The following is a 14099-nucleotide window of genomic DNA, read 5'->3' as shown; positions in this document are numbered from 1 at the left end:
AACGTGCAACTCGTGAACCGCCAGGGGCCGGTGTTGCAGCCGGGCCAGCGCGGGCCGGGCGGTCAGTTCGGCGGCGAAGCGCACGGGCCGGGCGGCATGAACCCGGCGGGCGGCCCCGCACCGGTAGCCATGCGATCGGCCACCGCGGGCGGGCAGAGGATGCCGCGCGACGAACCGGGTGCGCCCGGGATGACGGGAATGCAGAGCGAGCGCGGCGGTGCGCCGGTTCAGCACAGCGGCCAGACGATGCCGCCGTCGGCAGGCTTTGCGCCGCATGAGCAAGGGATGACCGCGACGGCGGGCAACGGCGTGCCGCGTCCGCCAAGGGAAGCTGGCAGGCCCACGTTCCAGCCAGGGCAACCCGACGCGGGACACGCGCCCTCATGGACCCAGCCGCATGCGCCGATCGCCCAGCAGCGCGCGAACGCGCCGTTCCATACCGGACAAGCGCAGGACATGCGCGAAAGCGGCGTGCCCCATCCGCCGTTCGGGCAGCCGGGTGGCGTCGACGGGCAACGTCCGCAAACGGCGAACGCGATGCAGCATGGATTCGTTTCGCAGCCGGCCGAACAGACGCATGCGACGGCGATGCCACGCACACAAGCGCAGCCGCATTTCGAACCGCAGCAAGCGCCTCGCATGGAACGGCCGCAACCGCATTTCGAACCGCAGCAAGCGCCTCGCATGGAACGGCCGCAACCGCACGTCGAACCGCAGCAGGTGCCTCGCATGGAACGGCCGCAGCCGCATTTCGAACCGCAGCAGGCGCCTCGCATGGAACGGCCGCAGCCGCATTTCGAACCGCAGCAAGCCCCGCGCATGGCGCAACCGCGTCCTGCCCCGCAACCCCAACCCCACTTCGAACGTCCCGCCGCGCCGCCGCACATCGAGCCACCGCGCCCCGCGCCGGCTCCCGCGCAACACGCGCCGTCGAACGAAAGCCATCAGGGCCGCCACTGACGCGCCGTCTCGAAGCACGCAATGAAAAAGCCCGCGCCGAACGAAACGGCGCGGGCTTTTTCATCGTCCACGACAAACGACGAACGTCAAACGACTGGCGGGGGCGCTCGCCCCCGGGCGTCACACCGCCATCGGCGCCGTCAGCGGCGCATGGTGGCGATAGCCTTCGAGCGAGAAATCGGACGGCTCGATTTGTTCGAGCCATTCGGGCGCGTACACGCCCGTCTTCGCATACTCGGGCACCCGCTCGGCGATCACGAGGCGCGGGCTTTCGTACGGCTCGCGCTCGAGCTGCTGCGTCAGCATGTCGAGCTGGTTTTCGTAGATATGCGCATCGCCGATGAAATACGTGAACCAGCGCGGCGTGTAGCCTGTCAGCCGGCCGACCAGCTCCAGCAGCGCCGCGCCTTCGGTCAGGTTGAACGGCGTGCCGAGGCCCACGTCGTTGCTGCGGATGTAGAGACACAGCGAAATTTCGCGCTTCGCCACGTTCGGCAGGAACTGGTAGAGCAGATGGCAGGCCGGCAGCGCGATCTCGTCGAGCTTCACCGGGTTCCAGCCGTGGAACAGGATGCGGCGGCTCGACGGGTCGCGCATGATCGTGTCGAGACAATCGCGCAACTGGTCGATCGCCTTGTACAGCAGCACCTGCTGCGCGCCGCCGTCCTCGAAGCCCGTCACGACGCGGTAACCGCGCGAGACGGCGTCGTCGATCTGCGCGGTGGCCTGCGCCGCCAGCACCTTGTAGCCGGGCCAACTGCGCCATTGCACGCCGTATACGTCGCCGAGATCGTCCACGCCGGTGCGGTACGGATTCGCGAGCCAGGCGGCGTTGTCGTTGGCGTTCGCGTCCCAGACCTTGCAGCCGAGCGCGCGGAAATCGGCCGCGCTGCGCGTGGCGCGCAGGAAGCCGACCAACTCGCCGATCGCCGACTTGAACGCCAGCTTCTTGGTCGTGACGGCCGGAAAGCCTTGCTGCAGATCGAAGCGCAGCACCGCGCCCGGCATGCTGATGGTGCGGATGCCGGTGCGGTTCTCCTGCCAGGAGCCGGTGTCGAGGATGGTGCGAACGAGATCGAGATACTGTTTCATGCGGGTTCCTTCGGCCGCCAGCGCGGCCCGTCCCGCGATTCTAGCAAGCCTCGCGCCGCTCAGCCGGCGGCGGGCATGGCCAGCCCGATCGTCTCGGCGTCGCGATCGCGCATGCCGTGCGCCACCATCAGCCGGTACAGCGTGACGCGCGACACCCCCAATTCGCGCGCGGCTTCGGCGAACCGGCCGCGATGCCGCAGCAACGCGACCTCGATCGCGCGCCGCTCGGCGGCCTCGCGCGCGGCGTTCAGCGAGATCGGCGCCGACTCGACGAAATCGGTCAGTTCCAGATCGGCCGCGCTGATCATGCGCCCTTCCGACATCACGATCGCGCGCCGCACGCGGTTGATCAGCTCGCGCACGTTGCCGGGCCACGCGTAGTTGTGCATCGCTGCGATCGCATCCGGGGCGAAGCCGCGCAGGCGGCGGCTCGCGTCGCCGCGGAACCGGTCGAGCATGTGGCGCGCCAGCACCTCGATGTCCTTGCCGCGCGCGCGCAGCGGCGGCTCGGTCACCTTCAGCACGCACAGCCGGTGATAGAGATCCTCGCGGAACCGGCCGGCGCGCAACGCCGCCTCCATGTCGACGTGGGTCGCGCAGATCACGCGCACGTCCACCGGAATCGACGCGTGGCCGCCGAGCCGCTCGATCCGCCCTTCCTGCAGGAAGCGCAGCAGGCTCGCCTGGCTTTCGAGCGGCAGGTCGCCGATCTCGTCGAGAAACAGCGTGCCGCCATGCGCGGCCTCGACGCGGCCGATCTTGCGCTGCGTCGCGCCCGTGAACGCGCCGCGCTCGTAGCCGAACAGTTCGGACTGCAACAGATGATGCGGAATCGCGCCGCAGTTGATCGCGACGAACGGCGCGCCGGCGCGCGACGAGCGTTCGTGGATCGCCACGGCGCTCAGTTCCTTGCCGGTGCCCGATTCGCCCGAGATGAAGACGGGCGCGTCGGTCGACGCGACCTTGCGCAGCGTGCGGAACAGCCCGAGCATCGCCTCGCAGGCGCCGACCATCTCGCCCTCGCCACGCGCGGCGGCCGGCGGCGGCTCGCTCAGCGTGATCATGCCGTAGGCGTGCCCGACCGATTCGACGATGCGCTCGCGATCGCAGGGCATCGTCACGTAGTCGAAGCAGTAGTCGCGCACCAGCCGACGCAGCCCGATGTCCTGCATCTGGCCGCGCTGGGCCGCCGCGATCCAGCCGACGTTCGGCGTGCTCAGGCACACCTCGACGTCGCCGAGTTCGCCCGGGCCGACGCCCGACACGTCGAGCAGGCCGCCGGCCACGCCGCCGCGCGCGGCGGCCCGGCGCAGTTCGCGCGCCGTGCCCACGTGGTCGATCCGCCAGCCGCGCGCGTCGAAGCTGCGTTGCAGTTCCGCGCTCGGGTCGCGCGAGAAATAAATCAGATGTCTAGTGACGATCTCCATCGCACCATCCTTCGTTCGATGCCCGGCACGCGAGGCCTTGCGTGCGACCGCGCCGTCGAACCGGCCCTCCTGGGCGGATTCGGCGAACGCGTCCTGTTGCAGACATTCAAGTCTCCCCGGCAATAAGGCGCTTGCTTTCTTGCGGCCGCGACCCACGGCCATCTTGTCGTTTTGCTCTCGCGTTGTTGTTCGACTGGATGCTCGGCGCGATGTGTTCGGAAAAACACCGGAGCGGCGGCCCCGCGCATGGGCTGCACCGTTTTGGCGAAATCAGTGTCAGCCGTTTTACTTCGCTTGGGTATCCGAAGTAATCCGTACGCGCCACGTTTCAGGAGTGAAACGTTTTTGCTTCGGGATGCCGTCAAATTTTCCGAACGAAAAAGGGGCGGCCTTGCGCGACAAGCCTCGCGCGCCGATGGCACGCGTTTCGCTAAAAAAACGGCTGCTGGGCCGCATGTCGCAAGCATGAACCGGCACCGTTTTTACGTGCCCCGTCCCCCGGCGGGCACGCTTTTTATTCCTCCGACCGTTGGATCACCGAGCCCCTTCATGAAACGTACCGTCATTGCAGCCGCCCTTCTCGCCTCGTCCGCCGCGCCCGCGTTCGCCGCCGACGCGTTCCTCTACAACCTGACCGGCGTGACGCAGGCCGTGGGCATCTTCGGCGCCGTGGGCCTGTATGGCGTGGTCGGCGTGTCGAGCAGCGCCGGCGCCGCGATTAACAACAATCAGACGGTTGCGCTGAATCACGTCTCGCTGGAACCGCTCTATCAGAGCAGCACGCAGGGCGCCGTGACGGTGTCGGTCGATAACGTCGCGGCCAGCACCACCGCCAACGGCTATGCCTATCGCAACAGCGCGCAGTCGGCGTCGTTCGATGCGTCGGCGAAGACGACGGCATCGCAATCGGCGTCGGCCAGCGGCAGCCGCTGGATCGCGGGCGGCAGCACGAGCGCGGCCAGTTCGCAACAGAGCATGACGGCCAACCAGTCGTCGAGCCGGCACGACACGCGCAGCACGAGCGGCACGGCGTTTATCGCGGGCGGTGCGGCATCCGCCTCGGGCAGCAGTCAGAGCAATCAGGCCAGCGGCTATGTGCTGCCCGGCCTGTTCGGCTTCGTGGCGGGCGGCAGCGCCTCGCACAGCGCGAGCGGGTACCGCGTCGGCGCGGCCGGGGCCGTGTGGGGCACGTCGGCGGCGGCGGATGCGGGCAGCAGCGCGCATCAACAGGCCGACGTCAGCGCGAGCCGCAGCAGCAGCGCGTCGGGCTCGGCCTGGCAGGCCAATGCTTCGCAGAGCGAAGCGAAGACGGCGTCGAGCCAATCGGTTTCGACCCGCGAGCAGGCCGAAGCGGCGCGCAGCGCGTCGTGGGGTTACGGCAGCCAATACACGGCGCAGCGCACCGAAACCTCGGGCAGCGTCACCGCCGTCACCGACACGCGTCAGGCCGGCACGCTGACCGCCACCACGGGCGGCAATGCAGCCACCGGCGTGAAGGGCAACCTCGGCGTCAACGTCGCGATGGGCATCGACAACGCGCAGAGCAACGACGTGTCGCTCGCCTCGGTCGACATCGGCAACGTGTTCGGCAACGCGCAGGCGTTCAGCAACCAGTCGTCGGCGGGCCATGCGCGCATCGACAACTTCGTGCTCAACGCCTCGCTGGGCGACGGCTCGCTGGCGGGGGTGTCGGGCAATGTCGGCGTGAACGTCGCCTCGGGCGTCGGCAACGTGCAGAACAACAGCCTGGCCGGCTCGATGACGACCACCAGCGCCGGGTTGGCGAAGACGGTGGCGATGGTCGCCACCGACGACAACACGCAGGTGGCCGGCGCGCAGATCGACGGGCGCTTCGTCGGCACGGCGATGCTCGGCGCGAACACGCTCACGGGCGCCACCGGCAACATCGGCGTGAACATCGCCGGCGGTGCGGGCAACCTGCAGCACAACGGCCTCGCGATCGCGGCGCTCAACAGCGGGCACTGAGCGGCTCCCGCCCCGCGCGTCGTGTCGCCGGCGACGCGCGGGTTCCGCTGCCGATGCGCACACGCACCGCCGGCCGCGCGCCGCCGATCCGGTAGAATCGGGCGCTTTCCCGCCTGCCCCGGATTTCGTCATGACCACCTTGACCCTGATCGTTGCGCGCGCGCGCAACGGCGTGATCGGCCGCGACAACCAGCTTCCGTGGAAGCTGCCCGAGGATCTCGCGTTCTTCAAGCGCACCACGATGGGCGCGCCGATCGTGATGGGCCGCAAGACGCACGAATCGATCGGCCGGCCGCTGCCGGGACGCCGCAACATCGTCGTCACGCGCGATGCCGCGCGCCGCTTCGACGGCTGCGATACCGTCACCTCGCTCGACGCCGCGCTGGCAGCCGCCGCGCAGGACAGCGCCGCCGAAGCGTTCCTGATCGGCGGCGCGCAGCTCTACGCCGAAGGCATCAAGCTCGCCGACAAGCTGATCGTCACCGAGATCGGTGCCGATTTCGACGGCGACGCATCGTTCCCCGCGCCCGATCCCGCGCAGTGGCAGGAAGCCTCGCGCGACACGCATCGCGCCGCCGAGCCGAACGCCTTCGACTACGCGTTCGTGGTGTACACGCGCCGGGCCTGATCGCCGGGCCGCAAGTCTCGCCCCAAAAACAAAAGCGCCGCTCGAAGCGGCGCTTTTTTGTGGCCCGCGCGCGACGCGGGGCCGGTGCGAGGCGGCTTACTGGCCGGCGATCGTCATCTGCTCGATCAGCACCGAGCCGGTTTGCTTGGTGCCGCGCACGATCGTGTCGGCGCCGATCGCGACGATGTGCCGGAACATCTCCTGCAGCGTGCTCGCCACGGTGATTTCCTCCACCGGGTACTGGATCACGCCGTTCTCGACCCAGAAGCCGGCCGCGCCGCGCGAGTAGTCGCCCGTCACGTAGTTCACGCCCTGCCCCATCAGTTCCGTCAGCAGCAGGCCGGTGCCGAGCTTCTTGAGCATCGCGTCGAAATCGTCGCTGTCGCGCGTGTTCGAGCTGCGCAACGCGAGGTTGTGCGAGCCGCCGGCATTGCCGGTGGTTTTCGTGCCGAGCTTGCGCGCCGAATAGGTGGACAGGAAGTAGCCCTCCACCACGCCATCCTTGACGACGCTGCGCGCGTGCGTGCGCACGCCTTCCTCGTCGAACGGCGCGCTGCCCATCGCGCGCGGCACGTGCGGATCTTCCACCACCTGCACGTGCGGCGCGAACACCGGCTTGCCGAGGCTGTCGACCAGGAACGAGGTCTTGCGATACAGCGCGCCGCCGCTCACTGCCTGCGTGAACGCGCCGAGCAGGCCCGCCGCGAGCGGCGCCTCGAACAGCACCGGCACCTTGCGCGTATCGAGCCGGCGCGCGCCCATGCGCGCCAGCGCGCGTTCGGCGGCGTAGCGGCCCACGGCCTCGGGGCTGGCGAGATCGCCGGCGTTGCGCGCCGAGGTGTACCAGTCGTCGCGCTGCATGTGGCGGCCGCTGCCGGCGATCGGCGCGCACGCAACGTAATGGCGCGAGAACGGATAGCCGGCCAGGAAGCCGCGCGAGGTGGCCAGCACGAACTGCGAATGCTGGGCCGACACGCTCGCGCCTTCCGAATTGCGGATCTGCGGGCTGACCGCGAACGCCGCGTCTTCCGAGCGGCGGGCGATTTCGACGGCTTCGTCGGCCGTCAGCGCCCACGGGTGATAGAGATCGAGATCGCGCGGCGCGGTTTCGAGCAGTTCGGCTTCGGCCAGGCCGGCCGCTTCGTCCTCGGCCGTGAAGCGCGCGATGTTGTAGGCGGCCGCGACCGTATCCTTGAGCGCCGACGGCGAGAAATCCGACGTGCTCGCGTTGCCGCGCTTCTTGCCGAGGAACACGGTCACGCCGACCATCTTGTCGCGGTTGTGCTCGATCGTCTCGACTTCGCCGCGCCGCACCGACACCGACAGGCCGTCGCCTTCCGAGATTTCGGTGGCCGCATCGGTTGCGCCCATCGCCTTCGCGTGCCGGAGAATCTCCGAGGCAATGTCTTTCAGTTGCTCCTGCGTGTGCGGGAAATGGCGCGAGGGTGCGTCGGTATGAGCAGGCATCGTCGTGTGGTCCGGTAGCGGGCGGCTGGCCCGCGAGGTTCGAAATGTGGCGTATCCGCGATCATAACAAGGTCCGGCCCGCGCCACCTATCGGCGCCCCGCGGCACGCCGTTGCCGCCGGCGCAGCCGGCAACGGCCCGCGACGCGATACAATCTCGCCCATGAACCGCAAAACCCGTATCCAACCGATCGAGCACGGCGCCGAGCAGGACGCCGACAACGGCTACGATCGCCCCAGCAAATCCCAGCTGAAGCGCGAAATGACCGCGCTGCAGGACCTGGGCCGCGACCTCGTCGAGTTGCCGAAGGACGCGCTCAAGCGCATGCCGATGCCGGAAAACCTCGACCAGGCCGTGCGCGAAACGCGCCGCATCACCGATCACGAAGGCCGCCGCCGCCAGATGCAGTACGTCGGCAAGGTCATGCGCACGCTCGACGAGGCCGAAGTGGCCGCGCTGCGCACCGCGCTCGATTCGCAGCGCGGCGTCAACAAGGCCGCCACCGCACGGCTGCACTGGATCGAGCGCACGCGCGACCAGTTGCTGGCCGACGACGAGGCGCTCACCCGCTTCATCCAGGCTTATCCGGCCGCCGACGTGCAGGAAGGCCGCACGATGATCCGCAACGCGCGCAAGGAAGCGCAGCAAGGCAAGCCGCCGCGCTACTTCCGCGAGCTGTTCCAGTGGATCAAGAATGCGAGCGCCGCGCCCGGCGAGGACGCCGAAGCCGAGCACGACGACGCCGATCACGATGACGACGACGAAGCGTAAGCACCCCGACGAGCTGATCGTCGGGCTGGTTTCGATCAGCGACCGCGCGAGCCGCGGCGATTACCAGGATCAAGGCATTCCGGCGCTCGAAGGCTGGCTCGGCACGGCGCTCGCCTCGCCGTGGCGCGCCGAAACGCGCCTGATCGCCGACGAAGCAGCCCTGATTTCCGCCACGCTGGTCGAGCTGATCGACGAAGCCGGCTGCGATCTGGTGCTGACCACCGGCGGCACCGGCCCGGCCCGGCGCGACGTCACGCCCGAGGCCACGCTGGCGATCGCCACGCGCGAGATGCCGGGCTTCGGCGAACAGATGCGCCAGATCAGCCTGCGCTTCGTGCCCACCGCGATCCTGTCGCGTCAGGTGGCCGTGATCCGCGAAACGCCCGACCACGCGGCGCTCGTCATCAACCTGCCGGGGCAGCCGAAGTCGATCAAGGAAACGCTCGAAGGCCTGCGCGACGACGCCGGCAAGGTGCTCGTGCCGGGCATCTTCGCGGCGGTGCCGTATTGCATCGACCTGATCGGCGGCCCGTACGCCGAAACCCGTCCCGAGATCTGCGCCGCATTTCGTCCGAAGAACGCGCAACGCCCGCCGCGCGCCAATTGAAAACGGCCGGGCAAGCCCGGCCGTTTCGTCGATGCCGCGTTGCGCCGCGGCTTATTCGGCCGCGCTTGCCGCCGGCACGAGGAAATGCTCGCGGTAATACTTCAGTTCGTCGATCGACTCGTGGATGTCGGCCAGCGCCGTGTGCATCGCACGCTTCTGGAAACCCTTGTAGATGGCCGGCTGCCAGCGGCGGCACAGCTCCTTGAGCGTGCTGACGTCGAGGTTGCGGTAATGGAAGAAGGTTTCGAGCTCGGGCATCCAGCGCGCCATGAAACGGCGATCCTGGCAGATCGAGTTGCCGCACATCGGCGATTTGCCCGGCGAGACGTACTGCGCGAGGAACGCCTGAATTTGCGCGGCCGCGTCGGCCTCGCTGACCGTGGAGGCGCGCACGCGGTCGATCAGGCCCGAACGGCCGTGCGTCGACTGGTTCCAGGCGTCCATCTTGGCGAGCGTCTCGTCGCTCTGGTGGATCGCCAGCACCGGCCCTTCGACGGCGCGCTCCAGCGTGGAATTGGTGACGACCACGGCGATCTCGATGATGCGGTCGCTATCCGGGTTCAAACCCGTCATTTCCATGTCGAGCCAGATGAGATTGAGTTCGTTGCGAACGAGCGCGGGCTGGTCGGCGGATTCGGCGATATCGGTCATACGGTTTTCCTGGAAGATCGGCGGCGGCGGGCGCACTGGCCGAAAACCGTCGAGCGTACCCCCGCCGCTAGAACTTATAATTCTCGCATAGATACCACCGGCCTCCCCCGATGTCCGCTTACCCGTTCACCCTGTTGTTCGCCGCCGCCATCCTCGCGATGGTCGGCACCAAGCTCTGGCTCGCCTCGCGCCAGATCCGCTTCGTGGCCGCGCACCGCGGCGCCGTGCCCGCGCAGTTCCGCGACACGATCCCGCTCGCCGCGCACCAGCGCGCCGCCGATTACACCGTCGCGCGCACGCGCCTGACCATGCTGCAGATCGTCGTCAGCGCGGCCGTGCTGATCGTGCTGACGCTGTGCGGCGGCGTCGGCGCGATCGACCACGCCTTGCGCGGCTGGCTCGGCGGCAGCGATTACGCCCAGCAGATCCTCGTGATCGTCGTGGTGATGGCCGTCACGAGCCTGTTCGAGCTGCCGTTCGAATACGTGCGCCAGTTCGGCATCGAAGCGCGCTTCGGCTTCAACCGCATGACGCGCAAGCTGTTCTTCAAGGATTTGGCCCTCAATACCGCGATCGGCGCGGCGATCGGCCTGCCGCTGCTGTTCGTCGTGCTGTGGCTGATGAACCGCGCGGGGCCGCTGTGGTGGCTCTGGGCGTGGCTGTTCCTGGTCGCCTATCAGATGCTGGTGCAGGTGATCTATCCGAGCTTCATCGCGCCGATGTTCAACAAGTTCGAGCCGCTCGCCGACGAGGCGCTGCGCGCGCGCATCGAAGGCCTGATGAAGCGCTGCGGGTTCGCGGCGAAGGGCCTGTTCGTGATGGACGGCAGCCGCCGCTCCGCGCACGGCAACGCCTATTTCACGGGCTTCGGCGCGAACAAGCGCATCGTGTTCTTCGACACGCTGATCGAGCGGCTGTCGGGCAGCGAGATCGAGGCCGTGCTCGCGCACGAACTCGGCCACTTCAAGCGCCGCCATATCGTCAAGCGCATGGTCGTGGTGTTCGCGATGAGCCTCGTGCTGCTGGCCCTGCTCGGCTGGCTCGCGGGCCGCACCTGGTTCTACACGGGCCTCGGCGCGATGCCGTCGCTCACGGGCAGCAACGCGGGCCTCGCGCTCGTGCTGTTCTTCCTCGCGATACCGGTGTTTCTGTTCTTCGTCACGCCGCTCAGCAGCATGAGCTCGCGCAAGGACGAATTCGAGGCCGACGCGTTCGCCGTCGACCAAACCGACCGCCAGGATCTCATCAACGCGCTCGTGAAGCTCTACGAGGACAACGCCTCGACGCTGACGCCCGACCCGATCTACACCGCGTTCTATTACTCGCATCCGCCGGCGTCGCAGCGGATCGACCGTTTGCTCGGCGCGGCATGACGCGCGGCCGCCAGCAAGGGCCAGGCAAGCCGGCCAAGTCGAATGCCGAACGCATCGCCGGCCGCGTGATCGCAGCGCATGGCCGCCATTATCTGGTCGCCCCCGCCGATGGCGGCCCGATGCTGCAATGCTTCCCGCGCGGCAAGAAGAGCGAGATCGCCGTGGGCGACCGCGTGCAGTACGAGCGCAGCTCGGCCGATCAGGGCGTGATCGTCGAGATCGACACGCGCCGCAACCTGCTCTACCGCTCCGATCAATTCAAGTCGAAGCTGTTCGCGGCGAATCTCGACCAGTTGCTGATCGTGCTCGCCACCGAGCCGTTCTTCAGCGAGGATCTGCTCGGGCGTGCACTGATCGCGGCCGAGGCCAACGCGTTGAAGCCGGTCATCGTGCTGAACAAGATCGACGTCGAGGCCGCGCTGCCGGTGGCGCGCGAGCGGCTCGCGCCGTATCGCGCGCTCGGCTACGACGTGGTCGAGCTGTCGGTGAAGGGCGCGCCCGACGACGCGCTCGCGCAACTGATGCCGCGCCTGGCCGGGCACTCGACGATCCTGCTGGGCCAGTCGGGCATGGGCAAATCGACGCTCGTGAACCTGATCGTGCCCGAGGCCGAAGCGGCGACGCGCGAGATTTCCGCCGCGCTGAACAGCGGCCGCCACACCACCACGTTCACGCGGCTCTATCCGCTGGCCGACGGCGGCGCGCTGATCGATTCGCCGGGCTTCCAGGAATTCGGCCTCTATCACCTGACCGAAGGCCAGTTCGAGCGCGCGTTCCCGGAATTTCGGCCGCTGCTCACCGACTGCCGCTTCTACAACTGCCATCACCTGCACGAGCCGGGCTGCGCGATTCTGGCCGCTGTGGAAGACGGCCGGATCTCGAAGTCGCGCCACGCGCTCTACGCGCAACTCGTGCACGAGGCCAGCCAGATCGTCCGCTGACGATCGACGATCGCCCTGCCCGCGCCAATGCGTATCCCGGCCCCCGATCTCGCCACCGCCCATCACTGGGTCAACGTGCTGAACGCGGCCGGCATCGGCTGCGAGCTGCACAACCGCTTCGCGACCGGCGCGCTCGGCGGGCTGCCGCCCGACCAGTGCGCGCCCGAGATCTGGCTCGAGGACGAGCGCGACGTCGGGCTCGCGCGGCGCATCCTGGAAGCGGCCACATCGGGGCCGCCCGCCGACGCGTCGCGCTGGCGATGCGGCGGCTGCGGCGAATGGCTCGACGCGCAGTTCACGGCGTGCTGGGCCTGCGGGCGGATCCGCGACCCGCGCGACGACGAGGCGGCGCCCGAAGCCGGCTGAACGCCACGCCATCGCTCCGCCAAAAAGCAAAAAGCCGGCTGCAAGCGCCGGCTTTTTTCGTTTCGCTACGCGCGATCCGCGCCGCGTGTCACGACACCCAGACCGCCAGCGTCAACATCAGCAGCAGGATCATCCACAGGATCACGGCGCGCCAGACCAGGCCGACAGCCGATTGCAGCGTGCGCGGCGTGCAATCGTCGCCGACTGACAGCGGGCCACTGTCGCCCACCGACAGCGCGTCGACGCTCGACGGCTCGGCCAACGGGCCGGCCAGCCGCGCGCCGAGCGCACCGCTGCCCGAAGCCAGCAGCACGCCGTCGTTCGAATCGGGCCACTGGCGCGTGTGATTGCGCCATGCGTAGATCGCATCCTCGAAGTTGCCGACGATCGCGAAACCGAGCGCCGTGAGCCGCGACGGAATCCAGTCGATCACGAAGAAGGCGCGCTGCGCGAAGTTGGAAAATGCCTCGCTTCGGTCGTCGGTCGGCACGGACCAGCTGCGCGACAGGTATTCGGCGATCCGATACAGCACGGCGCCGGCTGGGCCGAACGGCAGCACGAACCAGAAGAACACGCCGAACACGTGACGATGCGAGGCCACCACGGCGTGGATCAGCGTATGGCGCACGATCTCGCCGACCGGCATGTCGACGGTATCGAGGCCTGTCCATTCGGCCAGCACTTCGCGGGCGCGCGGCACGTCGTCGTTGTTGAGCGCGAGATGGATGTCGGTGAAGTAATGGCTGAACTGGCGGAAACCCAGCGTGAAATAGACCACCACCACGTTCCAGACGAACGCGAAGGCGAAGCTGATCTTGAACAGCAGGTAGTAGACGAGCGCGACCGCGAGCACCCACGGCACCACGACGACCAGCCAGGCCAGCACGCCATGCTTTTTCTTGCCGGCGTCGAAGCCATGCGCCGCGGTTTCCGCATGGAACTGGAACAGCGCGAAAACCGGATTACCCGGCGACAGCGCGCGCACCTGCTCGATGATGAGGGCGAGGAGAACCGAAAAGAAAGTCATGCGAAAGGGCGTGCCGTTCTGGGTTATACGATTTTTCGCATAACGATAGCACAGCGCAATGGCGCAAGGGCCTTAGCCCGGAGGCGCGCCGGGCGCCGGCTGTCGTGCGATCAGGGCTGCGCGGCAAGAAAACGGTACAGATTGCGCAACATGCCGGCGGTTGCACCCCAAATGAAGTAATGCCCGTCGTCGCGCCCGTTCGGATAGGGCATCGCAAAAAAACGACGTTCTCCGCCTTCCCATTTGAACAGGCGCACCTCGTGTTGCTCGGGTGCCATCAGGAACGCCAGCGGCACTTCGAAAATCTCTGCCACCTCGAGCGTATCGGCCTTCACGACGAACGGCGGATGCACGATGCCGACCACCGGCGTGACGCGGTAGCCGGTGCCCGTCAGATATTCGGGCAAGGTGCCGAGCACTTCGACATGCTCGCCGTCGAGCGCGATTTCCTCGCGCGCCTCGCGCAGCGCCGTGGCGGTGGCATCGGCGTCGAACGGCTCGCGGCGGCCGCCCGGAAAGCTGATCTGGCCCGGATGATCGGTCAAGTGATCGGCGCGCTGGGTCAGCAGCACCGTGAGCCCGTCTGCGCGCGCAACGAGCGGCACCAGCACGGCCGCGATGCGCGGATCGCGATAATCGGCCAGGCGCGCCTCGGCCGGCTCCTGCGTCCAGCCGTAGGATTGCGCGAAACGCTCGCGCAGTCCGGCCGGCGTCAGCACGGCAGGCGGCACGACCGGCAGGCCGGCGCCGGTCGATTCGACGGGCAGCACTTCGGGATCGATGATCGGGCGACGGGTCAAGGGA

Annotated in this window: 13 protein-coding genes and 1 pseudogene; 8 read left to right on the top strand and 6 right to left on the bottom strand. The window is 68.2% G+C overall.

Annotation, left to right across the window (positions count from 1 at the left end):
- Nucleotides 1-960 (top strand): annotated as a pseudogene (locus G3N92_RS12105) (hypothetical protein); the annotation flags it as partial.
- Between the two features lie 120 nt (nucleotides 961-1080).
- Here the strand turns inward: G3N92_RS12105 and G3N92_RS12100 are convergent.
- Both G3N92_RS12100 and G3N92_RS12095 read right to left on the bottom strand, forming a co-directional pair.
- Nucleotides 1081-2052, bottom strand: coding sequence for a thymidylate synthase (locus tag G3N92_RS12100; protein ID WP_206127709.1), 972 nt, complete (start codon nucleotides 2050-2052; stop codon nucleotides 1081-1083).
- A gap of 59 nt (nucleotides 2053-2111) precedes the next feature.
- Nucleotides 2112-3479: a sigma-54 dependent transcriptional regulator gene (locus tag G3N92_RS12095; protein ID WP_206127708.1), complete on the bottom strand. Its 1368-nt coding sequence runs from the start codon at nucleotides 3477-3479 to the stop codon at nucleotides 2112-2114.
- A gap of 549 nt (nucleotides 3480-4028) precedes the next feature.
- Here G3N92_RS12095 and G3N92_RS12090 point away from each other — a divergent pair.
- A complete protein-coding gene (locus tag G3N92_RS12090; protein ID WP_206127707.1) occupies nucleotides 4029-5465 on the top strand; it encodes a cell wall anchor protein in 1437 nt (478 codons plus the stop codon).
- Between the two features lie 130 nt (nucleotides 5466-5595).
- A complete protein-coding gene (locus tag G3N92_RS12085) occupies nucleotides 5596-6093 on the top strand; it encodes a dihydrofolate reductase (RefSeq protein WP_206127706.1) in 498 nt (165 codons plus the stop codon).
- Between the two features lie 96 nt (nucleotides 6094-6189).
- Here G3N92_RS12085 and pmbA read toward each other — a convergent pair whose 3' ends face one another.
- Nucleotides 6190-7560 (bottom strand): metalloprotease PmbA, encoded by a 1371-nt coding sequence (gene pmbA, locus G3N92_RS12080; protein ID WP_206127705.1) that lies wholly within the window; start codon nucleotides 7558-7560, stop codon nucleotides 6190-6192.
- Nucleotides 7561-7721: 161 nt separating this feature from the next.
- Between pmbA and yjgA the strand changes: the two genes are divergently transcribed.
- Complete coding sequence (gene yjgA / locus G3N92_RS12075) at nucleotides 7722-8330, top strand: ribosome biogenesis factor YjgA (RefSeq protein WP_206127704.1); 609 nt, start codon at nucleotides 7722-7724, stop codon at nucleotides 8328-8330.
- On the top strand, nucleotides 8311-8937 hold the full coding sequence (gene mog / locus G3N92_RS12070) for a molybdopterin adenylyltransferase (protein ID WP_206127703.1): 627 nt from the start codon (nucleotides 8311-8313) through the stop codon (nucleotides 8935-8937). The genes yjgA and mog overlap by 20 nt, the downstream gene beginning before the upstream one ends.
- A gap of 51 nt (nucleotides 8938-8988) precedes the next feature.
- Here mog and orn read toward each other — a convergent pair whose 3' ends face one another.
- Nucleotides 8989-9588, bottom strand: coding sequence for an oligoribonuclease (orn, locus tag G3N92_RS12065; RefSeq protein WP_206127702.1), 600 nt, complete (start codon nucleotides 9586-9588; stop codon nucleotides 8989-8991).
- A gap of 110 nt (nucleotides 9589-9698) precedes the next feature.
- Here orn and G3N92_RS12060 point away from each other — a divergent pair, with 110 nt between their 5' ends.
- The 3 genes from G3N92_RS12060 to G3N92_RS12050 are packed head-to-tail and all read left to right on the top strand — an operon-like array spanning nucleotide 9699 to nucleotide 12268.
- Nucleotides 9699-10961, top strand: coding sequence for a M48 family metallopeptidase (locus G3N92_RS12060; protein WP_206127701.1), 1263 nt, complete (start codon nucleotides 9699-9701; stop codon nucleotides 10959-10961).
- Complete coding sequence (rsgA, locus tag G3N92_RS12055) at nucleotides 10958-11902, top strand: ribosome small subunit-dependent GTPase A (RefSeq protein WP_206127700.1); 945 nt, start codon at nucleotides 10958-10960, stop codon at nucleotides 11900-11902. Before G3N92_RS12060 ends, rsgA begins: the two co-directional genes overlap by 4 nt.
- A 27-nt stretch (nucleotides 11903-11929) precedes the next feature.
- Entirely contained in the window at nucleotides 11930-12268 is a 339-nt protein-coding gene (locus G3N92_RS12050) for a DUF2007 domain-containing protein (protein ID WP_206127699.1), read from the top strand.
- 88 nt (nucleotides 12269-12356) lie between these two features.
- On the opposite strand, the gene G3N92_RS12045 is transcribed toward G3N92_RS12050, so the two are convergent.
- Together G3N92_RS12045 and G3N92_RS12040 are read right to left on the bottom strand one after the other, a co-directional pair.
- Nucleotides 12357-13295 (bottom strand): CobD/CbiB family protein, encoded by a 939-nt coding sequence (locus tag G3N92_RS12045; protein WP_206127698.1) that lies wholly within the window; start codon nucleotides 13293-13295, stop codon nucleotides 12357-12359.
- Between the two features lie 110 nt (nucleotides 13296-13405).
- Nucleotides 13406-14095: a CoA pyrophosphatase gene (locus tag G3N92_RS12040; protein ID WP_206127697.1), complete on the bottom strand. Its 690-nt coding sequence runs from the start codon at nucleotides 14093-14095 to the stop codon at nucleotides 13406-13408.
- Nucleotides 14096-14099: the final 4 nt, after the last annotated feature.

The sequence above is a fragment of the Burkholderia sp. Ac-20379 genome, from assembly GCF_017104645.1.
In the GTDB taxonomy this organism is placed as follows: Bacteria; Pseudomonadota; Gammaproteobacteria; order Burkholderiales; family Burkholderiaceae; genus Burkholderia.
Note: the sequence above shows the minus strand (reverse complement) of the source record. Positions and strands in the feature narration are given on the sequence as shown.